Here is a 21,507-nt window from a genome sequence, read left to right as displayed (position 1 = left end):
AAGAGGAGAACAAGGACGATGACCGTTCACCCCCGCAGCACCACCGGGCGAGAGCGAGGGCACGACCGATGAGGGTCCTGCTGCTCGGCGCCAACGGCTACCTGGGCCGCTTCGTGGCCGACCGGCTGCTGGCCGACCCCGCCGTCCAGCTCACCGCGCTGGGCCGCGGGGACGACGCGGACGTCCGCTTCGACCTGGCCACCGGCAGCCCCGGCGCGCTCACCCGCTTCCTCAACGCCGTCCATCCCGGAGTCGTCATCAACTGCGCGGGCGCGACCAGGGGCGGGGCCCGCGAGCTGACCCGGCACAACACCGTGGCGGTCGCCACCGTCTGCGAGTCGCTGCGCCGCAGCGGCTGCGGGGCACGCCTGGTGCAGGTGGGCTGCTCCTCGGAGTACGGCCCCTCCCAGCCCGGCTCCTCCACCGCCGAGGACGCCGTGCCGCGCCCCGGCGGCCCGTACGGGGTCAGCAAGCTCGCCGCGACCGAGCTGGTGCTCGGCTCCGGCCTGGACGCCATCGTGCTGCGGGTCTTCTCGCCGGTCGGCCCGGGCACCCCGGCCGGCTCCCCGCTCGGCCGGCTCGCCGAGGCCATGCGGCGGGCGATGCAGAGCGGCGACAACGAACTCAAGCTCACGGGGCTGGGCGTGCAGCGCGACTTCGTCGACGTCCGCGACATCGCCCGGGCCGTGCACGCCGCCTCGCTGTCCGCAGCCCAGGGGGCCGTCAACATCGGCACCGGCCGGGCCGTGCGGCTGCGCGACGCGGCGAACCTGCTCGCGCGCGTCGCCGGCTTCGGCGGCGCCCTGCACGAGCTCGACGACCCGCACCTGGGCGCCCCGCCCGCCTACCCCTACCCCGACGGCTGCGGCAGCTGGCAGCAGGCCGACGTGCGCACCGCCCGCGACCGCCTCGGCTGGCGGCCGCGCATCGGCCTGGAGGAGTCGCTGGCCGACATCTGGATGGAGGCGGCGTGTCGTATCTGATCTCACCGGGCCACCGCCGCGCCCTCTCCGCCCGCAAGGCCCCCCTCCGGCTCGCGGTCCCCGGCTTCGCCCACCCCCTGGTCGCCCCCGCCGAATGGGGCGGACTGCAGCGGGCCGGGCTGCCCCTGGACTGGGTGGTGCTCGGCGGCAGCTCCCTGCGCGAGTCCGGCGGCGTCACCGGCGGGCCGGGCAGCCGCCAGGACCCGTACTGGCTCTCCGCCGTCGTCCCGCTGCGGACCGCCGGCATCCGCGTCCTCGGCCACCTCGACGTCGGATACGGCTCGCGCCCCTTCGGCGAACTGCTCTCGGACGCCCAGCGCTTCCTCAACTGGTACCGGGTCGACGGCTTCGCCCTGGGCCGCTGCCCGGCGGACGCCGCCTCGCTCCCGGAGACCCGGCGCGTGATCGGCGCGCTGCGCACCCTGCTCGACAAGGCGCACGTGGTGCTCGTGCACGGCACCCAGCCCGCCGCCGGCTACGCCGCCCTCGCCGACCAGCTGGTGACCTTCGCCGGCCCCTGGTCGCGCTACCGCTGGTCCCAGGCCGCCGAATGGACCGCCGAGCACCCTCCCGAGCGCTTCTGCCACCTCGTGCACGGCGTGCCGCGCTCGCACCTGGACGAGGCGCTGCGCATCGCCCGCTGGCAGGGCGCGGGCACCGTCTACTTCACCGACCGCACCGACCACGACCAGGTCGATCCCTGGGAGTCCCTGCCCGGCTACTGGGACGAGTTCGTCTCGCGCATCGGACCTGCTGTCTCGGAATGAGACGGGGCGTGGCAGTGTTACGGGTACGTGCGCCCCGCACGCGCGGGGGCGCTCGCATGTGTCCGTTCGCGTATGTCCACCGACCTACGGAGACCCCGTGTCGCTGCCACCCCTGGTCGAGCCGGCCGCCGAGCTCACCGTCGACGAGGTTCGCAGGTACTCCCGCCACCTGATCATCCCGGATGTCGGGATGGACGGGCAGAAGCGGCTGAAGAACGCCAAGGTGCTCTGTGTGGGCGCCGGCGGGCTGGGTTCGCCCGCCCTGATGTACCTGGCCGCGGCGGGCGTGGGCACGCTGGGCATCGTGGAGTTCGACGAGGTCGACGAGTCGAACCTGCAGCGCCAGATCATCCACAGCCAGGCCGACATCGGCCGGCCGAAGGCGGAGTCCGCCCGTGACTCGGTCCTGGGCATCAACCCGTACGTGAACGTCGTTCTCCACGAGGGCCGGCTCGAGGCCGACAACGTCATGGAGATCTTCTCCCAGTACGACCTGATCGTGGACGGGACGGACAACTTCGCCACCCGCTACCTGGTCAACGACGCCTGCGTGCTGCTGAACAAGCCGTACGTCTGGGGCTCGATCTACCGCTTCGACGGCCAGGCGTCCGTCTTCTGGAGCGAGCACGGCCCCTGCTACCGCTGCCTCTACCCCGAGCCCCCGCCGCCCGGCATGGTCCCCTCGTGCGCCGAGGGCGGCGTCCTGGGCGTGCTCTGCGCGTCGATCGGCTCGATCCAGGTCAACGAGGCCATCAAGCTGCTGGCCGGCATCGGCGAGCCGCTGGTCGGCCGCCTGATGATCTACGACGCCCTGGAGATGTCCTACCGCCAGGTCAAGGTCCGCAAGGACCCCGACTGCGCGGTCTGCGGCCCGAACCCCACCGTCACCGAGCTCATCGACTACGAGGCCTTCTGCGGCGTCGTCTCCGAGGAGGCCCAGGAGGCGGCGGCCGGCTCGACGATCACTCCCAAGCAGCTCAAGGAGTGGATCGACGACGGCGAGAACATCGACATCATCGACGTCCGCGAGCCCAACGAGTACGAGATCGTCTCGATCCCCGGCGCCCGGCTGATCCCGAAGAACGAGTTCCTCATGGGCAACGCCCTGCAGGGGCTGCCGCAGGACAAGAAGATCGTCCTGCACTGCAAGACGGGTGTCCGCTCGGCGGAGGTGCTGGCCGTGCTGAAGTCGGCCGGGTTCTCCGACGCGGTGCACGTCGGCGGCGGCGTGATCGGCTGGGTGCACCAGGTCGAACCGCAGAAGCCGGTGTACTGACGCCTGCCCACGGCTTCCCGGACCGCCCCCGCTCGTTTCGCGAGCGGGGGCGGTTCCCGCTCTACGGGCAGGTCGTGCCGTCCCGGGGCGTCCTGTCCTCGAGGAACCGGGCGTTCACGGCCTTCGTCGCGCACTCGTCGACGCCGTACGTGCCGTGGCCCTCACCCGTGACCGTCAGGCGCACGCCCACACCCTTGCCGAGCTTCTCGGCCATCCTCTCGGCGCCGGCCACCGGCGTCGCCGGGTCGCCCGTGTTGCCGACCACCAGGATCGGCCCGGAGCCCTCGGCGCCCACCTCGGGCGTCTTCCACCTGCCCTTGACCGGCCAGTCCGTGCACGCCAGCAGCGACCAGGCGGCGGACTCGCCGAAGACGGGCGATGCCGCGCGGAACTCCGGCAGGCGCCGCCTGACGTCGTCCACGGTGTAGCGCTGCTCGGAGTCCGCGCACGAGATGGCCCGGTTGGCCGCCTGGAGGTTGCTGTAGTGGCCGTCGGGGGAGCGGCCGCTGAGCGAGTCGAAGAGCAGCAGCAGGGTGTTGCCGGTGCGCTTGCCGATGGCCTCCTGGAGACCGGCCGTCAGGTACTTCCACGTGTCCTTGGAGTAGAGCGCGGCCGCGATGCCGTTGACCGCCTCGTCCTGGGTGAGCCTGCGGCCCTGGGCGGTGGGCAGCGGGTTCGTGTCGAGGTTCTTCAGCAGCGTGGTGATCTCGTCCTGCGTCGGGCAGCGGCCCCCCGCCGCGCCGCCCGCGCCCCGCGAGGAGCAGTCCTTGAGGTAGTCGTCGAGGGCGAGTTGGAAGCCCTTGGTCTGGCCGAGGTTGCCCTGCACGGGGTCCTGGGTGGGGTCCACGACGGCGTCGAGGACCGTGCGGCCGACGTTCTTGGGGTACAGGTGGGCGTACACCGCGCCCAGTTCGGTGCCGTAGGAGATGCCGAAGTAGTGCAGCTTCTCCTCGCCCAGCGCGGTCCTGATCCGGTCCATGTCACGGGCGGCGCTGACGGTGTCCACGTGCGGCAGGACCTTCGCGGAGTTCTTGGCGCAGGCGTCGACGTACGCCTTGTTGGAGGCGAGGGTCGCGCGGAGCTCGGCGTCGTCGTCGGGCGTGCCGTCCTGCTGGAAGGCGTCGTCCAGCTCCTTGTCGCTCTGGCAGCGCACGCCCGCGCTCTCCCCGACCCCCCGCGGGTCGAAGCTCACGAGGTCGAAGCGGCCGCGCAGGGTGGAGTACGTATCGGCCAGGCCCGGCAGGGTCGCCACACCGGAGCCGCCGGGTCCGCCGAAGTTGAAGACGAGCGAGCCGATACGGCCGGACGTGTCATTCGCCTTCGCCCGGATCAGCGCGAGCTCGATCTTCTCGCCGTCCGGCTGGGCGTAGTCCAGTGGGACGGGCAGCTTCGCGCACTCCCACCCCTTGCCGGGCGCCTTGCCGCCGCCCTGGGCGGCGGTGGGGGCGGAGCAGCGCTTCCAGCGCAGCGGGGCGGCCCGGGACCCGCCCTTGTCGTCGGTGGCGCTCGTGCCGTCGGCGCCGCGCCGCGCGTCGTCGCCGCCGCAGCCGGTGGCGGTGAGGGCGATCGCCAGGGCGGCGGAAGCGAGGGCGAGGGCCCTTGGCCGTGTGGGACTCATTCCATCGACTCTACGGATGAATCGGGCTGCCGTACGCCTCGCGCCCCCGGCGTACGGTCGCCGTCAGAGGGAGCGCGGGGGCGTACACCTCCTTCGCGGTGGTCGCGGACGTCGTGGCGGGCGTCGGTGAGGGACGCGAGGGCTGCGAGGGCTGGGACGGCGGGCCGGGGGCCGGCGGGGTCGGTGCCGGGAGCGGGGCGGGCGCCGTCACCTCCGCGGTCGCCGCCGTCGTGCCGGGGGTCTCCTGGTGGTCCGGCTGCTCCAGGGGGCTCGACTGCGTCTGCCAGAGCGACACCAGGGCGGCCAGCAGGGCCGCGATGGCCAGGGAGCCCGTGAGCAGCCGGGCCCGCCGCTCCTCCCTGTCCCCGCCCTTGTCCCCGTCCCTGTCGCCGTGCTCGGTGGTCCGGGACATCGCTTCCCTCCCCTCGCCGCCGCCCGCTCGGCGGTGACCGGCGCGTGGTTCCCTGCGGAACTCGCGTGCGGGAGATGGTAGTGCGGGCCACTGACATTCGAGCGGGCGGAGTTCGTATTACCGGTGTGATGTGCTAATGGGTGCTATCGGTCCTATCGGTGCTATGACCACACCTATGTGTACACCTATGAACACACCTTATTGGGTCCTGGAACGGTGCCTTCCAAGAGGTATGCGTCGACTGCGGACTTCACACAGGCATTGCCGCTGTCGTACGCCCCATGGCCTTCGCCCCGGTACGTCATCTCCACCCCGACCCCCGGACCGAGCTCCTGGGCCATCTTGTGCGCTCCCTCGTAAGGAGTCGCCGGGTCACCGGTGTTGCCGACGACGAGGATGGGCGCCGAGCCCTTCGCGCTCACATCCGGCGTCAGCCATTCGCCCTTTACGGGCCAACCGGTGCACTGCAGCAGGCTCCACGCCATGAAGTCGCCGAACACCGGCGACGCCTTGCGGAACTCCGCGCTCTTCTGCCGGGCCTGCTCGGCCGTGTAGCGCTGGGCGAAGTCCGCGCAGGTGATGGCCGTGAGGGACGCCTGCAGCGAGCTGTACTTGCCGTCCTGGCCGCGGCCGTTCATGGCGTCGCCGAGCGCGAGGAGGATCTTGCCGTCGTCGTTCTCGGCGTCCTCGACGCCCTCGGTGAGGTAGTCCCAGAAGTCCTTCGAGTACAGGGACTGCGCGATGCCGCTCGTGGCGAGCGACTGCGTCAGGTCGCGGCCGTCGCCCCCAGGGATGGGCTGCTTGTCCAGGCGTGCCAGCAGGCCCGTGATCTGCTGCTCGGTGGGGCAGTTGTCGGACGTCTGCCCGCACGCCGCCATGTAGTTGCCGAGGGCCAGCTGGAAGCCGGCGGCCTGGGCGAGGGCGCTCTGCACGGGGTCGCTCGCCGGGTCCACCACCCCGTCGAACAGCGCGCGGCCGACGTTCTTGGGGAACAAGTGGGCGTAGACGCCGCCCAGTTCCGTGCCGTACGAGACGCCGAAGTAGTGCAGCTTCTCGTCGCCCAGGACCTGCCGCATCAGGTCCATGTCGCGGGCGGCGTTGGACGTGCCCACGTGCGCGAGGACCTTGCCGGAGTTCTTCTTGCAGCCCGCCGCGTACTTCTCGACGCGCTCCACCAGCGACTTCGCCTCCTGGTCGGTGGCGGGAGTGGCGTCGGAGGCGTAGTACGCGTCCAGCTCCTTGTCGCTCATGCACGTCACGCCGCTGCTGCGGCCCACCCCGCGCGGGTCGAAGCTGACCAGGTCGTAACGGGTGCGCAGGGTGCGGTAGTCGTCCGCGAACGCCGGGAGGGTGGTGACGCCGGAGCCGCCGGGTCCGCCGAAGTTGAAGACGAGCGAACCGATGCGGTGGGCCTGGTCGGTGGCCTTCGCGCGGATCATGGCGATGCCGATGGTCTCGCCCTCGGGGTGCGCGTAGTCGAGGGGCGCGCGCAGGGTCGCGCACTCCCAGTCGCGGCCCGGGGGGCTGCCGGCGGCCTCGCCGTCGCCCTGGCTGCGGCTGGGGGCCGGGCAGGCTTTCCAGTTCAGTTTCTGGGTCGTTGAGGCGTTGGCCGTGTCCGCGTCGCTGTTCCCGCCGCCGTCGCCGTCACTGCCGCCGCTGCAGCTCGTCGCTGTCAGGGTGAGCAGTGCGGCGGAGAGCAGGGCCTTGAGCCTGACCTTGAGTCTGACCTTGGCCGTGGCTCCGGTCGCCCTTGCGGAGGTGGACACGGGTCCATCCTCCGGGCGGGGTGGGGTGCGCGCGCGTGGTGCGGTGCGTACGGGTTACCCGGGGACGAACGTGACCTCGGTGGCCTTGACCGTCACCCACACCGGAGTGCCCTCGGCGAGGGCGAGATCCGCCGCGGCGGCGGGGGTGATCTCGGCGACCACGTCGGGGGTGCCGCTGACGAGCGCGCGCACCCTGCCGCCCTGGGGAGCGAGCTCGGCGACCTTGCCCTGCCAGGCGTTGCGGGCGCTGCTGCCTGTGGGGCGGGTGGTGTGGAGTTGTACTGCCGTGGTGGGGACCACCGCCAGGCCCCGGGGGGTGGCGGGGCTGTCGGCCGGAGTGAGTTCCGCGCCGTCCTCCAGGCGCAGGGTGCCGTCCGGATTCGCCTCGGCCGGCCAGGCGTTGTGGCCCAGCATGCGGGCCGTCCAGGGCGAGCGCGGGTGGCGGGTCAGCTCGGCGGGCGTGGCGTACTGCGTGGTGCGGCCCTCCTCGAGGACGAGGACGTGGTCGGCCAGCGACACCGCCTCCACGGGGTCGTGGGTGACGATCAGGCAGACCCCGGGGAAGCCGGCCAGGTGCGTGCGCAGGGTGTGGCGGACCCGGGCCCGGGTGGACTGGTCCAGGGCCGCCAGCGGCTCGTCCAGGAGCAGCAGGCGGGGGCGGGACGCCAGGGCGCGGGCCAGGGCCACGCGTTGGGCCTGGCCGCCGCTCAGCTGGGCGGGCCTGCGGCCGGCCAGGTGGGCCATGCCCAGGCTCTCCAGCCAGTGGAGGGCTTCCCGGTGGGCCTGGGAGCGGGGTATCCCCTGGGTCCTGAGGCCGTACGCCGTGTTCCGCAGCGCCGTGAGGTGGGGGAAGAGGGCGCCGTCCTGGGGCACCCAGGCGATTCCCCGGCGGTGGGGCGGGGCGGTGGACGTCTCGGTCCCGCCCAGGGTGAGGGCCGTCGCCCTGGCGCGTGGCGTCAGGCCCAGGAGGGCGCGCAGGAGGGTGGTCTTGCCCGCGCCGTTCGGGCCCACCACCGCGATGGTGGTGCCGGCCTCGGCTTGCAGTGCCGTCTCCACCGCGCCGCTCACCGTGGCGCGCAGTGGGTGCTCGGCGGGGCGGGGCCGGGGCGGGACGGGCCCTGCCGGGGCTGCGTGAGGTACGGCCGTTGCCGTTGCCGTTTCCTGTTCCGGGTGCCCTGCGCTTGGCCGCGCATCACGCGGTACGCCCCGGCCCCTGCCGTCCGCCGGCTTCTGCGGGTTCAGCCAGCGGCCGCGCAGGGACAGCAGGACCAGGGTCGCGATCAGCAGGAGCAGGAGGGACAGCGCCGTCGCCCCCTCCGGGTCGTTCTGGAGGAGGAGGTAGACCTGCAGGGGGAGCGTCTGCGTGGTTCCGGGGAGGTTGCCCGCGAACGTGATCGTCGCCCCGAACTCGCCCAGCGCGCGCGCCCAGCAGAGCGCCGCCCCCGCCAGGAGCCCCGGCGCGATCATCGGCAGCGTGATCGTGCGGAAGACCCGGAGCGGGGACGCCCCCAGGGACGTCGCCGTCTCCTCGTAGCGGGGGTGGAGCGTGTTCAGCGCGCCTTCCAGGCTGATCACCAGGAACGGCATCGCGACGAAGGCCGAGGCCACCACCGCCCCCGCCGTCGAGAACGGGAGCGTGACGCCCCACCGCTCCAGGTACGGGCCCAGGACGCCCCTTCGTCCGTAGCCCTGGAGCAGTGCCACACCCGCCACCGTGGGTGGCAGCACCATCGGCAGCATCACCAGACAGCGCACCAGCGCCTTGCCGGGGAACTCCGTCCTGGCCAGGAGCCACGCCAGCGGAACCCCCAGGACGAGGGACAGCGCCAGCGCGCAGGACGACACCAGGAGGCTCAGTTCCAGCGCCTGCGTCGTCTGGGGCGATGACAGGTGGGTGGGGAGGGTGTCCCAGGGGGTGCGGGCCAGGATGCCCGTCAGGGGGAGGAGGAGGAACGCCACCGCCAGGGCGGCCGGTGCCGCCAGCGCGAGGGGGGTGCGGCCTTGCCTCATGGGTGCCTCACGGGTGCTGGAAGCCCGCCGACCCCAGGAGCTTCTGCGCCTCCGGGCCGCTGAGCCAGGTGACGAAATCGTTCGCTTCCTCGCTGTGCTTCGCGCTCTTGAGCGTCGCCGCCGGGTACGACGCCACCGCGTTCTGCGCGTCGGGGATCGTCACCGTGGCCACCTTGTTCTTCGCCGTCGACGCGTCGGTGACGTAGACGATGCCGGCGTCCGCCTCGCCCAGTGCCACCTTGCTCAGCACGGCGCGGACGTTCGGCTCCTGGGAGACGGGCTTGACCGTGACGTGCTGCTGGTCGAGGACCTTCTTGCTGTAGCGGCCCACCGGCACCTCGGGTGCGGCCAGGACGACCTTCAGCTCCGGCTTGGCGAGGTCGGCCAGCGCCTTGACGTTCTTGGGGTTGCCCGGGGCCGTCGCGATCGTCAGGCGGTTCTTGGCGATCGTGCGCGGCGCGTTCGTCTGCTGGGCCAGGTCGCCCATCGTCTTGGTGTCGGCCGTCACCAGGGCGTCCGCCGGAACGCCCTGGCGGACCTGCGCCGCCAGCTCCTGGGAGCCCGCGAAGGAGAAGCTGAGCTTCGTGTCCGGGTGGGACTTCTCGTAGGCCGCGCCCGCTTGTTTGAACACGTCCGTCAGCGAGGCCGCCGCCAGGATCGTGACGGTGGTCTGCTTCTTGGTGTCGTCCTGCCGCGTCTCGGTGCTGCAGGCTGCCAGGGGGATCAGGAGCGCGGCTGCCAGGGCCGTCCGGAAGGTGCGGGGCATCGGGTCTCCTCAGGTGCGGTCGATGTGCACGTTCGTGGCCTTCACCCGGGCCACGGCCTCCATGCCCACGGCCAGGCCCAGCTCTTCCACGGCCTCCCGGGTCAGCAGCGACACCAGGCGGTGCGGGCCGGCCTGGACCTCCACCTGGGCGGCGACGTCGCCCAGCTTGACCGCCGTGATGATGCCCGGGAAGGCGTTGCGGGCCGTGGTGTACGGCTCGTCGGCCTCGCTCGCCTCGGCGGCCAGCGTCACCGAGAACGCCGCCAGGTCCGGGCCGTCGATGCTGCGCTTGCCGGCCTCGTCGCGCCGGGTGGGGATCCGCCCGGCGTCGGCCCAGCGGCGGACCGTGTCCGGGCTGACGCTCAGCAGACGGGCTGCCTGCCCGATGGTGTACGACCGCATGTGCGGCACCGTATGGCGTTACGGGCCGCAGATGCAAGGCCGCTCTAGATGGATCCCTTGCGGGTGAGATGGGTGAAGGACGCCCAGCCGGGGAGTACCGGGAGCCACAGGGTCATCAGGCGGAAGAGGAGGACCGCCGGTGCCGCCTGTTCCGCGGGCAGGCCCGCGAAGGTCAGGGCACCGGTCAGGGCGAACTCCACCGCGCCCACGCCGCCCGGCGTCGGCGCCGCCGAGCCCAGGGCGTTGGCGGTCAGGAAGACCACGGCGATGCTGGCGTAGCTGAGCTCGCCGCCGAAGGCCCGGATCGAGGCGTCGAGGCACATGACGTTGGCCGCGGTCAGCATCAGCATGCCGCCGATGCCGAACAGGAGCTTCTGGGGCCGCTGGAGCACGTCCAGCATGCGGGGCACCACGCCGGCGAACAGCGACCGCAGGCGGGTCGAGACGAACTTCCGCAGGACCGGGATCGCGGCGACGACCAGGACCAGGACGGCCGCGGTGAGGAGGCCGCCGATCACGGTGCGGGACGGGCCGAGGGTGGAGCTGCGTTCGGTGCCGGTGACGTAGCCGAAGGACAGCAGCAGCATGATGTGGCAGGCCAGGCCGAAGAGCTGGGAGGCCCCCACGCTCGCCACGGCGAGCCCCGGGCGGACGCCCGCGCGCTGGAGGAAGCGGGTGTTCAGGGCCACGCCGCCGACGGCGGCCGGTGCCACGAGCTTCACGAACGAGCCCGCGACCTGCGCGAGGACCGTCCGGGCGAAGGCCACCTTCTCGGGGACGAAGCCCAGCAGGCTCATCGCGGCGGCGACGTAGGTCAGCACCTGGAAGGCGACCGCGACGGCCACCCAGGCCCAGTTGGCCTTGTCGACGAGGTCGCCGAACTTGATGTGCGTGAGCTGGGAGAGGAGGAAGTAGGCGGCGAACGCCCCGGCCACGAAGCTGATGAGGGTGCGCGGCTTGACGCGTTCCAGGCGGACGGGCTCTATGGGGGCCTGCGGGCGGATCAGGAGCACCTGCTGGCGGATCTGGGCGAGCAGGTCCTCCTCGCGGGCCTCCTCGAGGGCCTCGCCCATGGCCTTCTTCTCGGCCTGGCGCTCGGCCTTGAGCGCCTTGCGGCTGACCTCGTCGGAGCGGGCCTCCTTGGCCAGGCGGGCCGCCTCGAGGACCTTCTCGCGCTCGCGCTGGGCGCGCTCCCGGGCGAGCTGGCGCAGGGTCGCGCGGCTGATCCGGGTGAGGGCGAGCGGCTGGAGCAGGGGGAGGCTGTCGGCGACCGCGTCCGGGCCGAGGACGGCCACGCCGGTGGCCACGGCCCGTTCGGCGCCGACGCGCAGGCCGAGGGTGACCAGGAGCTGGGCGACGTCCATGCGCAGGACCACGTCGCCGGCGGCGATCTCGCCGCCGCGCAGGTCGGTCAGGACGACATTGCCGGAACGATCCACCAGCAGGGCGTCGCCGTCGAGTCTGCGGTGGGCGATCCGGCGGGACTGCAGGGCCCGCACCTGGCGCCAGGCGCCGGTCAGGAGCTCGTCGGTGATCTCCTCGTCGGGGATGGCGTCGAGGGTGCGGCCGCCGACGTGTTCGTAGACGAGCATGACGGCGTCCGGGCCGAGCTCGGAGGTGGCGATGAGCTTGGGCGCGTTGGCCCCGGCGGCGATGGCCGCGTAGGCGAGCAGCGCCTCCTGCTCGAGGGCCTGGCGCAGGGACAGCAGGCTGCGGCGCTGGATGATGCCGCGCAGGGCCAGGCGCTGCCAGACGCGGTAGAAGAAGCCCTGCGCCTGCTGTTCGCGGTCGACGACGGTGACGTCGAGGGGCGGGCCGTCCTCCAGCGTGACGATGTAGCGCCGGCCCCGGTCCTGGGACGGGGAGGGCTCGGTGTCGGTGGTGTCCTCCGCGCGGAGGGCGGAGACGGGCTTGAAGCCGACGCGGCGCAGGCCGGCCAGGAGGTGCTGGCCGGTGGGGCGCACGTTCGGGGAGCCGACGGCGTAGAGCGTGCCGTAGGCGACGGTCCAGCCGATCAGGACGGTGGTGGCGATGGAGAACGGCGTGGTGTAGCCGTTGACCAGCACCGCGAAGGCGTCCAGCAGGAGGACGACCCACATCGCCACGCGCCAGCGGGGACGCCGGGACATCCCGACGGCCGTCATGTAGGCGATGACGGGCGCCAGGTAGCCGTGCACCGGGTCGGTGACGCCGCCGGTGGGCGAGGTCTGGGTGAGCGCGTCGCGGATCGAGGCGGGCGCCGCCTCGGCGACCCAGAGGTCGGTGGCGAGGGAGACGCCGTGCGCGAGGACGGCGGCGAGGACGCCGTCGGCGATGCGCAGGCCGTCCCTCTTGATGAGGCGCTCGATGGCGAACGCCACCGGGACGATGAAGATCGCGACGTTGGCCGCGAGCCCGGCGAAGCTGGCCAGCAGCTGGGGCGCCTTGCCGGTGCTCTCGCTGATGTCCTGTTCCAGGCCGGTGGTGGTGGCGTGGGCGAAGGCGGCGAGGGCGAGCACGAGGGCGATGCCCACGATGCCCAGGAAGAGCCGTACGAGGTCGGCCGGGCGGTGGACGCGGGCGGGGAGCAGGGGCTCGTCGCCGGAGACCTTGTCGATGTGGACCTCGCCGCCTTCGCACGTGTACCTGCCGGGGTCCTCCGGCTCACCGTCGCAGGGCAGCACCTTGCGGGCGCGGGCCTCTTCCGGAGGCTGCGCGCCCTGCTGCTCGTTGGTCTCTTCTCGGTCTCGTATCACCAGTCACCGCCCGGAAGATGGTGGCATGACCAGACCGGGCAAGGGGGTATCAGGGTGCATTTCGGGGGCGCGGACTCCGGATCGTACGCCCTGTAGTGCCGGGATGCACTCTGGGTGATCTTGTGGAATGTCCGGCTCCGGTGGGTGCGGAGGGTGGTGTCGGTGGTCTGCGGCAGTATGGACCGGTGACCGAGCTTCCCGAATACGCAGAGCGGGTGCTGGCCGTCGCGGAGCTGATCCCGCCCGGGAGGGTGATGACCTACGGGGACGTCGCCGAATGGCTCGGCGAGGGCGGCCCCCGGCAGGTGGGCCGCGTCATGGCGCTCTACGGCGGCGCCGTCCCCTGGTGGCGCGTCGTGCGCGCCGACGGCGTGCTGCTGCCCGGCCATGAGCTGCGCGCCCTCGAGCGCTACCGCGCGGAGGGCACCCCGCTGCGCGAGGCCGGCCGGTCCGCCGAGGGGCACGTGCCCCGCCTGGCCCTCGCCCGGGCCCGGTGGGACGGCTCCGGTGTGACTCCGCCCACCTGACGGCCGCCGCCGTCCGCGGGCCCCGGGCCCGTACTCCCCAGGCATGACCCGAACGGATGAGGCCACGGGAGAGCCACGGCGACCGGTGGGACGCCCTGCGCCCCACCCTCCTCCTGGCGTAGCGTCGGGGACCGCCCTCCCGCTCAGCACGGACGGCCGCACGACACCCCGCACCCCCACCAGGACCGGCAAACCACGTGAGCTCCTCTCCGCCCTCCCGCCCCGCCACGGGTGCGTACCGCCTCGTGCGCACACCGCCGGGGCCGGTGGTTCCTCCTGAGCTGGACGCGGCGCAGCGCGCGGTGGTTGAGCACCGCCGGGGACCGCTGCTGGTGCTGGCCGGGCCGGGCACGGGCAAGACGACGACGCTCGTCGAGGCGGTCGCGGAACGGGTGCGCCGCGGCACCGACCCCGAGCGCGTCCTGGTCCTGACCTTCAGCCGCAAGGCGGCGGTGGAACTGCGCGACCGGATGGCGGCCCGGCTGGGCGGCGTCCACGGCCCGCGGGCGACCACCTTCCACTCGTACTGCTACGCGCTCGTGCGCGCCCACCAGGACGTGGACCTCTTCGCCGAGCCGCTGCGGCTGCTGTCCGGCCCCGAGCAGGACGTCATGGTGCGCGAGCTGCTCGCCGGCGAGGTCGAGCTCGGTCGGCAGGGCCGCGGCCGGGTGCGCTGGCCCGACGACCTGCGGGCCTGCCTGACCACGCGCGGCTTCGCCGACGAGGTGCGCGCCGTGCTGGCCCGCAGCCGCGAGCTGGGCCTGGGGGAGCGCGACCTCGGCGACTTCGCCCGCCGCATCGGCCGCCCGGACTGGCGCGCGGCCGCCTCCTTCATGGCCGAGTACCTGGACGTGCTCGACGCCCGGGGCGTCCTCGACTACGCCGAACTGGTGCACCGCGCCGTCCTGCTCGCCGAGCGCGAGGACGTCGCCGCCGAGCTGGGGCGGCGCTACGACGCCGTCTTCGTCGACGAGTACCAGGACACGGACGCCGCACAGGTGCGCCTGCTGCGCGCGCTGGCCGGCGGCGGCCGCACCCTCGTCGCCTTCGGCGACCCCGACCAGTCCATCTACGCCTTCCGGGGCGCCGACGTGAACGGCATCCTCGACTTCCCCCGCGCCTTCCCCCGCCCCGACGGCTCGGCCGCCCCGGTCCGGGTCCTGACCACCTCGCGCCGCTCCGGCGCCGCCCTGCTGGCCGCGACCCGGCTGCTCACCCGCCGCATGCCGCTCACCCGCCTGCCGGCCGACGCCGTCCGCGCCCACCGCGAGCTCACGGCCGTGACGGACGGCGGCCGCGTCGAGGCGTACACCTTCCCGACCGCGGGCGCCGAGGTCGACAACATCGCCGACGTCCTGCGCCGCGCCCACCTCGAGGACGGCGTCCCCTGGCACGACATGGCCGTCCTGGTCCGCGCAGGATCCCGCTCGATACCGGGCCTGCGCCGCGCGCTGACCGGCGCGGGCGTCCCCGTCGAGGTCGACGGCGACGACCTGCCCCTGCGCCACGAACCGGCGGTGGCCCCCCTCCTGACGGCCCTGCGGGCCGTGGCGGAGGCGGCGGGCGCGCCGGAGGACGCGCCCTGGCTGGACGCCGAGACCGCGCTCGCCCTCCTCGCCTCGCCGCTGGGCGGCATGGACGGCACCGACCTGCGCCGGCTGGGCCGCGCCCTGCGCGAGGAGGAGCGGGCCGCGGGCGAGGCCGTCCCCCGCCCGTCGGACACCCTCATCGCCGAAGCCCTGGCACAGCCGGCGCGTCTGGTCGCGCACGACCCGGCGTACGCGCGCGGCGCCCAGCGCCTCGGCGCGCTCCTGCACACCGCCCGCACGCTCCTCGCCGCCGGCGGCACTGCCGAAGAGGCCCTCTGGACGCTCTGGGACGGCACCCCCTGGCCCGGCCGCCTGCAGCGCGCCGCGCACCGCGGCGGCGCCGCCGGCCGCAACGCGGACCGCGACCTGGACGCCGTGTGCGCCCTCTTCGAGACCGCCGCCCGCGCCGAGGAGCGCACCGGCGGGCGCGGCGCCCTCAACTTCCTGGACGAGCTCGACGCCCAGGACATCGCCGCCGACACCCTCACCCGCCGGCCCGTGCGCCCCGACGCCGTACGCCTGATGACCGCCCACCGCTCCAAGGGTCTGCAGTGGCGGCTCGTGGTCGTCGCCGGCGTCCAGGAGGGCCTGTGGCCCGACCTGCGCCGCCGCGGCTCGCTGCTCGAGGCCGACCGCATCGGCCGCGACGGCCTCGCCGAGCCGCTCAGCCCCAAGGCGCTCCTCGCCGAGGAGCGCCGGCTGTTCTACGTGGCCGCCACCCGCGCCCGCGAGCGCCTCGTGGTCACCGCCGTCAAGGCGGCCGCCGAGGACGGCGACCAGCCCTCCCGCTTCCTGGCCGAGCTGGGCACCGAGCCCGTCGACATCACCCAGCGCCCCCGCCGCCCGCTGGCCGTCGCCGCGCTCGTCGCCGAACTGCGCGCCACCACCGTCGACCCCGCGGCCTCGGACGCCCTGCGGGCCGCCGCCGCCGAGCGGCTCGCCCACCTGGCCGCGCTGCGCGACGAGGAGGGGATGCCGCTCGTCCCCGCGGCCCACCCCGACCGCTGGTGGGGGCTCGCCGAGCCGACGCACACCCCGGCGCCGCTGCGCGACCCCGAGGACCCGCTGGCCCTGTCGGGCTCCGCCCTGGGACAGCTGACCGGCGACGGCTGCTCGCTGCAGTGGTTCCTGGGCCGCGAGGTGAAGGCGGACGCCCCCGCCACCGCCGCCCAGGGCTTCGGCAACGTCGTCCACGTCCTGGCCGACGAGGTCGCCTCCGGACGCACCCCGGCGGACCTCGCCGTCCTGATGGAGCGGCTGGAGTCCGTCTGGGACTCGCTCGCCTTCGACGCGCCCTGGAAGTCCCAGCAGGAGAAGGAGAACGCGCGCGCGGCCCTCGAGCGCTTCCTGCGCTGGCACGTCATGGAGCGCGGCCGGGCCGCCGTGGCCACCGAGCACGGCTTCGACGTCACGCTCAAGGCCCAGCAGTACCTGGTCCGCATCCGCGGCTCCATGGACCGCGTGGAGCGGGACGCCGAGGGGCGCGCGTACGTCGTGGACTTCAAGACCGGCAAGGGCGCCGTCTCCTCGGGCGACGTCGAGCGCCACCCCCAGCTGGCCGTCTACCAGCTCGCGGTCGAGGAGGGCGCCGTGGACGGCCTCTTCGACGGCGAGCGCCCGCGCGCCGGCGGCGCCGAGCTCGTCCAGCTGCGCCAGGGCGCGAACCGCAAGGACGGGGGCGAAGCCCTGCCCAAGGTGCAGGCGCAGCGGCCCCCGGAGGGCGAGTGGGTCGGCGAGCTCCTCGCCGAGGCCGCCGGCCGCGTCCTCGAGGAACGTTTCACCCCCCGCCCCGGCCGGCACTGCTCCCACTGCTCCTTCCGCGCCTCCTGCACGGCCCGGCCCGAGGGCCGCCAGATCGTGGAGTGAGGTGTCAGTGCCCCCCGTTAGCGTTACCGGTGTGACCCCGCGCCTGACCGACCCCGAGCAGCTCAAGGAGCTCCTCGGCATCCCGTTCACCCCGGAGCAGACGGCCTGCATCACCGCGCCGCTCGCCCCTCAGGTCATCGTGGCCGGCGCCGGGTCCGGCAAGACCACGGTCATGGCCGCGCGCGTGGTCTGGCTGGTCGGCACCGGACAGGTCGCCCCCGAGCAGGTCCTCGGCCTGACCTTCACCAACAAGGCGGCCGGCGAGCTGGCCGAGCGCGTGCGCCGGGCCCTGGGGGAGGCCGGCATCGCCCCCGGCGAGCCGCAGGACGACACCACCGCGGGCGGCGAGCCCCAGATCTCCACCTACCACGCCTTCGCCGGCCGCCTCCTGAAGGAGCACGGCCTGCGCATCGGCCTCGAGCCCACCACCCGCCTCCTCGCCGACGCCACCCGCTTCCAGCTCGCCGCCCGCGTCCTGCGCGCCTCCCCGGGCCCCCACCCCGCCCTCACCCACTCCTTCGCCGACCTGGTCGCCGACCTCCTCGCCCTCGACGGCGAGCTGTCCGAGCACCTCGTGGACCCCTCCCGGCTGCGCGCCCACGACCGCGAGCTGCTGACCGCCCTCGAGGGCGCCCGGCTCTCCAACGCCGACCTGCGCAAGGTGCCCGACGCCGCCCGGGCCCGCCTGGAGCTGCTCGGCCTCGTCGAGGCGTACCGCCGCGAGAAGAACCGCCGCGACCTCCTCGACTTCGGCGACCAGATCGCCCTGTGCGCCGAGCTCGCCCGCAGCCGTCCCGAGGTCGGCCGCATCCTGCGCGAGCAGTTCGCGGTCGTCCTCCTCGACGAGTACCAGGACACCTCCGTCGCCCAGCGCATCCTCCTGGCCGGCCTCTTCGGCGGCGGCACGGGCCACGCGGTCACCGCCGTCGGCGACCCCTGCCAGGCCATCTACGGCTGGCGCGGCGCGTCCGTGGCCAACCTCGACGACTTCCCCGCCCACTTCCCCCACGCCGACGGCCGCCCGGCCCGCCGCCACACCCTCAGCGAGAACCGCCGCAGCGGCGGCCGCCTCCTCGACCTCGCCAACGCCCTCGCCGCCCCCCTCCGCGAGCGGCACGCGGGCGTGGAGGCCCTGCGCCCCGCGCCGGGCGCCGAGCGCGACGGCGTGGTGCGCTGCGCCCTGCTGCCCACCCACGCCGACGAGCTCGACTGGCTGGCGGACCGCCTCGCCCACCTGGTGCGCACCGGCACGCGCCCGGGCGACATCGCCGTCCTGTGCCGCACGGCCACGGACTTCGCCGAGATCCAGGCCGCCCTGGTCCGCCGCGAGCTGCCCGTCGAGGTCGTGGGCCTGTCCGGGCTGCTCCACCTCCCCGAGATCGCCGACCTGGTGGCGGTCTGCGAGGTCCTCCACGACCCCACCGCCAACGCCTCCCTGGTCCGTCTCCTGACCGGCCCCCGCTGGCGGACCGGCCCCCGCGACCTGGCCCTGCTGGGCCGCCGCGCCCGCACGCTGGTGCCCTACGCCGGCACCGGCACGGACCCCGAGCGCCGCCTGGCCGAGGCGGTGGAGGGCGTGGACCCGGCCGAGGTGGTCTCCCTGGCGGACGCCCTCGACACGTTCCTCGCCGCCGACGCCCCGGACGACGGCCTCCCCTTCTCTCCCGAGGCCCGCGTCCGCTTCGCCCGCCTGGCGGCCGAGCTCCGCGACCTCAGGCGCGCCCTGCCCGACCCCCTGATGGACGTCCTGCACCGCGTCCTGGCCACCACGGGCCTCGAGGTCGAGCTGGAGGCCTCCCCGCAGGCGCTGGCGGCCCGCCGCAGGGAGACCCTCAAGCAGTTCCTCGACATCGCGGCGGGCTTCGCGGCCCTGGACGGCGAGACGACGCTCCCGGCGTTCCTGGGCTTCCTGCGCACGGCCGCGCAGTACGAGAAGGGCCTGGACAGCTCGCTGCCCGGCGGCGAGAACACCGTGAAGATCCTCACGGCGCACAAGTCGAAGGGCCTCGAGTGGGACGTCGTGGCCGTCCCCGGCCTGGTGGCGGACAGGTTCCCGAGCACCAAGGGCGCCGACTCCTGGACGGCGCACGCCAAGGTCCTCCCGCACGTCCTGCGCGGCGACGCGGAGACCCTGCCGGCGGTGGAGAAGTGGGACGGCAAGGGCCTGAAGGCCTATCAGCAGGCGATGAAGGACCACAAGGCCACCGAGGAGCTGCGCCTGGGCTACGTGACCTTCACCCGCCCCCGCTCCCTCCTGCTCGCCTCCGGCCACTGGTGGGGCCCCGCGCAGAAGCGCAAGCGCGGCCCCTCCGAGTTCCTGGAGCGCCTGCGCGCGCACTGCGAGGCGGGCCACGGCGAGGTCGACGCCTGGGCCGAGGTCCCGGGGGAGGACGAGGCGAACCCGGCCCTGGAGGAGGCGGCGAAGGACCACGCCTGGCCCCTGCCCCTGGACCGGGACGCGCTGGCCCGCCGCCGCGAGGCGGCGGACGCGGTGCTGGCCCACCTGAACGACGCGCACCTGGACGACGCCCGCCCGGACGACGCCCACCGGCCCCGCACTCCCGGGGAGCTCGCTCCGGAGGAGGCCCGCGCGGTCGCCTCCTGGGACCGCGACCTCACCGCCCTGGCCGGCGAGCTCCGGCGCGCCCGCGCCACGGTGCGCGACGTCGTCGTACCCCCCGCCCTGAGCGCCTCCCAGCTGGTCCACCTGGCCGCCGACCCGGACGGGTTCGCCCGCGACCTGGCCCGCCCCATGCCCCGCCGCCCGCAGCCCGCCGCCCGCCGGGGCACCCGCTTCCACGCCTGGGTGGAGTCCCGCTTCGAGGCCCTCCCGCTTCCCCTCCTGGGCCCCGACGAGCTCCCCGGCGGCCCCGAGGACGCCCCGGAGATCGCCGACGAGCGCGACCTGGCCGCGCTGAAGGAGGCCTTCGAGCGCACCCCGTACGCCCGCCGCACGCCGTACCGCGTGGAGGCCCCCTTCCAGCTCACCCTCGCGGGCCGCGTGATCCGCGGCCGCATCGACGCGGTCTACCGGACCGGCACCGACGGGGCGGAGAGCTACGAGATCGTCGACTGGAAGACCAACCGGGCCCACGACGCCGACCCCCTCCAGCTGGCGGTCTACCGCCTCGCCTGGGCCGAGCAGCACGGCCTGCCGGTGTCCTCCGTCACGGCCGCGTTCGTCTACGTCCGCGACGGCGAGACGGTCCGCCCGCCCGGCCTGCCGGACAGGGCCGGGCTGGAGCGCATCCTCCTCGGCGACGCCGCCGCCCTCCCGGAGGAGGCGGTGCGACCCCCGGAAGGGGCGGTGTGACGAAACCCGGTCCCGGTCACACCACGTGTACGGATAGGCTCGATGTCATGAGCAACACCCCGGACAGCGCCGTCCGCACGTACATCGACGCCCATCGCGCGGCCTTCCTCGACGACCTCGCCGAGTGGCTGCGCATCCCGTCCGTGTCGGCCGACCCGGCCCGTGCGGGGGACGTGCGGCGCAGTGCGGAGTGGCTGGCGGCGAAGCTCGAGGAGACGGGCTTCCCGACGGCCGAGGTCTGGGAGACGGACGGCGCCCCGGCGGTCTTCGCCGAGTGGCCCTCCGGCGACGAGAACGCCCCCACCGTCCTGGTCTACGGCCACCACGACGTCCAGCCGGCCGCCCGCGAGGACGGCTGGCACACCGACCCGTTCGAGCCCACGACCGTCGACGGCAGGCTGTACGCGCGCGGCGCCGCCGACGACAAGGGCCAGGTGTTCTTCCACACCCTGGGCGTGCGGGCCCACCTCGCGGCCACCGGCCGCACCGCCCCCGCCGTCAATCTGAAGCTCCTGATCGAGGGCGAGGAGGAGTCCGGCTCGCCGAGCTTCCCCGCCCTGATCAAGGCCCGCGCCGACCGCCTGGCCTGCGATGCCGTGATCGTCTCGGACACCGGCATGTGGTCCGAGGACACCCCGACGGTGTGCACGGGCATGCGCGGCCTCACCGACTGCCAGATCGACCTCCACGGCCCGGACCAGGACATCCACTCCGGCTCGTTCGGCGGCGCCGTGCCCAACCCGGCGCTCGAGGCGGCGCGCCTGGCCGCCGCGCTGCACGACGAGGACCGCCGCGTGGCGATCCCCGGCTTCTACGACGGCATAGTCGAGCTGACGGACGCCGAGCGCGAGCTCTTCGCCGAGCTCCCGTTCGACGAGGAGCGCTGGCTGCGCACGGCCCACTCGCACGGCGCGCTCGGCGAGGCCGGCTACAGCACGCTCGAGCGGATCTGGGCCCGCCCGACGGCCGAGGTGAACGGCCTGGGCGGGGGCTACCAGGGCCCCGGCGGCAAGACGATCGTTCCCTCCTCCGCCCAGCTCAAGCTCTCCTTCCGGCTGGTGGCCGGGCAGGACGCGGACCGCATCCAGCAGGACGTCCGCGACTGGGTGGCGGCCCGCCTGCCGGAGGGCATCCGGCACGAGGTGACGTTCTGGGGCGCGACCCGCCCCTGCCTCACACCCCTCGACCACCCGTACCTGCGCTCGGTCGCGCGCGCCATGGGCCGCGCCTTCGGGCAGAAGATCCGCTTCACGCGCGAGGGCGGCTCCGGCCCCGCAGCCGACCTGCAGGACGTGCTCGGCGTCCCGGTGCTGTTCCTGGGCATCTCGGTGCCGTCGGACGGCTGGCACGCGCCGAACGAGAAGGTCGAACTGGATCTCCTCATGAAGGGCGTGGAGACCGCCGCGTACCTGTGGGGCGACCTGGCCGGGAACGCGCCCGCCCGCTAGTACGCGCCGGCGGGCACGCGTGCGCGCCG

14 protein-coding genes are annotated in these 21,507 nt (G+C 74.1%); 7 read left to right on the top strand and 7 right to left on the bottom strand.

Annotated elements, in window-relative coordinates; genetic code table 11:
• Positions 1–68: 68 nt before the first annotated feature.
• The 3 genes from IE295_RS11110 to moeZ all read left to right on the top strand — a co-directional run bounded on the left by IE295_RS11110 (position 69) and on the right by moeZ (position 3,026).
• The gene (locus tag IE295_RS11110) at positions 69–983 is read left to right on the top strand and encodes an NAD-dependent epimerase/dehydratase family protein (RefSeq protein WP_086573224.1); all 915 of its coding nucleotides are present in this window, start codon (positions 69–71) and stop codon (positions 981–983) included.
• Complete coding sequence (locus tag IE295_RS11105; protein ID WP_190063377.1) at positions 971–1,750, top strand: spherulation-specific family 4 protein; 780 nt, start codon at positions 971–973, stop codon at positions 1,748–1,750. Before IE295_RS11110 ends, IE295_RS11105 begins: the two co-directional genes overlap by 13 nt.
• A 97-nt stretch (positions 1,751–1,847) precedes the next feature.
• On the top strand, positions 1,848–3,026 hold the full coding sequence (gene moeZ / locus IE295_RS11100) for an adenylyltransferase/sulfurtransferase MoeZ (RefSeq protein WP_190063376.1): 1,179 nt from the start codon (positions 1,848–1,850) through the stop codon (positions 3,024–3,026).
• 61 nt (positions 3,027–3,087) lie between these two features.
• Here moeZ and IE295_RS11095 read toward each other — a convergent pair whose 3' ends face one another.
• The 7 genes from IE295_RS11095 to IE295_RS11065 form a co-directional block, all read right to left on the bottom strand.
• The gene (locus tag IE295_RS11095; protein ID WP_190063375.1) at positions 3,088–4,644 is read right to left on the bottom strand and encodes an alpha/beta hydrolase; all 1,557 of its coding nucleotides are present in this window, start codon (positions 4,642–4,644) and stop codon (positions 3,088–3,090) included.
• A gap of 10 nt (positions 4,645–4,654) precedes the next feature.
• A complete protein-coding gene (locus tag IE295_RS11090; protein ID WP_190063374.1) occupies positions 4,655–5,056 on the bottom strand; it encodes a hypothetical protein in 402 nt (133 codons plus the stop codon).
• 185 nt (positions 5,057–5,241) lie between these two features.
• The gene (locus IE295_RS11085) at positions 5,242–6,756 is read right to left on the bottom strand and encodes an alpha/beta hydrolase (protein WP_190063492.1); all 1,515 of its coding nucleotides are present in this window, start codon (positions 6,754–6,756) and stop codon (positions 5,242–5,244) included.
• Between the two features lie 120 nt (positions 6,757–6,876).
• Positions 6,877–8,832 (bottom strand): ABC transporter permease, encoded by a 1,956-nt coding sequence (locus IE295_RS11080; protein WP_190063373.1) that lies wholly within the window; start codon positions 8,830–8,832, stop codon positions 6,877–6,879.
• A gap of 7 nt (positions 8,833–8,839) precedes the next feature.
• Entirely contained in the window at positions 8,840–9,598 is a 759-nt protein-coding gene (gene modA, locus IE295_RS11075; RefSeq protein ID WP_190063372.1) for a molybdate ABC transporter substrate-binding protein, read from the bottom strand.
• A 9-nt stretch (positions 9,599–9,607) separates the two neighbouring features.
• On the bottom strand, positions 9,608–10,000 hold the full coding sequence (locus tag IE295_RS11070; protein ID WP_190063371.1) for a TOBE domain-containing protein: 393 nt from the start codon (positions 9,998–10,000) through the stop codon (positions 9,608–9,610).
• Between the two features lie 44 nt (positions 10,001–10,044).
• On the bottom strand, positions 10,045–12,735 hold the full coding sequence (locus tag IE295_RS11065) for a flippase-like domain-containing protein (protein WP_190063370.1): 2,691 nt from the start codon (positions 12,733–12,735) through the stop codon (positions 10,045–10,047).
• Positions 12,736–12,902: 167 nt separating this feature from the next.
• Here IE295_RS11065 and IE295_RS11060 point away from each other — a divergent pair, with 167 nt between their 5' ends.
• The 4 genes from IE295_RS11060 (at position 12,903) to IE295_RS11045 (ending at position 21,478) form a co-directional block, all read left to right on the top strand.
• A complete protein-coding gene (locus IE295_RS11060; protein WP_190063491.1) occupies positions 12,903–13,262 on the top strand; it encodes an MGMT family protein in 360 nt (119 codons plus the stop codon).
• A 197-nt stretch (positions 13,263–13,459) separates the two neighbouring features.
• Complete coding sequence (locus tag IE295_RS11055; RefSeq protein ID WP_224323044.1) at positions 13,460–16,717, top strand: ATP-dependent helicase; 3,258 nt, start codon at positions 13,460–13,462, stop codon at positions 16,715–16,717.
• A gap of 31 nt (positions 16,718–16,748) precedes the next feature.
• Positions 16,749–20,030, top strand: coding sequence for an ATP-dependent helicase (locus IE295_RS11050; protein ID WP_190063369.1), 3,282 nt, complete (start codon positions 16,749–16,751; stop codon positions 20,028–20,030).
• Between the two features lie 47 nt (positions 20,031–20,077).
• The gene (locus tag IE295_RS11045; RefSeq protein WP_190063368.1) at positions 20,078–21,478 is read left to right on the top strand and encodes a dipeptidase; all 1,401 of its coding nucleotides are present in this window, start codon (positions 20,078–20,080) and stop codon (positions 21,476–21,478) included.
• Positions 21,479–21,507: the final 29 nt, after the last annotated feature.

The organism is Streptomyces griseocarneus (assembly GCF_014655595.1).
Classification (GTDB): Bacteria; Actinomycetota; Actinomycetes; order Streptomycetales; family Streptomycetaceae; genus Streptomyces; species Streptomyces griseocarneus.
Note: the sequence above shows the minus strand (reverse complement) of the source record. Positions and strands in the feature narration are given on the sequence as shown.

Bases quoted from the DNA above. Each gene is read 5' to 3' on its own strand.
- IE295_RS11095 (WP_190063375.1), bottom strand. From the start codon at position 4,644: ATGAGTCCCACACGGCCAAGGGCCCTCGCCCTCGCTTCCGCCGCCCTG.
- IE295_RS11080 (WP_190063373.1), bottom strand. From the start codon at position 8,832: ATGAGGCAAGGCCGCACCCCCCTCGCGCTGGCGGCACCGGCCGCCCTG.
- modA (WP_190063372.1), bottom strand. From the start codon at position 9,598: ATGCCCCGCACCTTCCGGACGGCCCTGGCAGCCGCGCTCCTGATCCCC.
- IE295_RS11110 (WP_086573224.1), top strand. From the start codon at position 69: ATGAGGGTCCTGCTGCTCGGCGCCAACGGCTACCTGGGCCGCTTCGTG.
- IE295_RS11090 (WP_190063374.1), bottom strand. From the start codon at position 5,056: ATGTCCCGGACCACCGAGCACGGCGACAGGGACGGGGACAAGGGCGGG.
- IE295_RS11045 (WP_190063368.1), top strand. From the start codon at position 20,078: ATGAGCAACACCCCGGACAGCGCCGTCCGCACGTACATCGACGCCCAT.
- IE295_RS11070 (WP_190063371.1), bottom strand. From the start codon at position 10,000: ATGCGGTCGTACACCATCGGGCAGGCAGCCCGTCTGCTGAGCGTCAGC.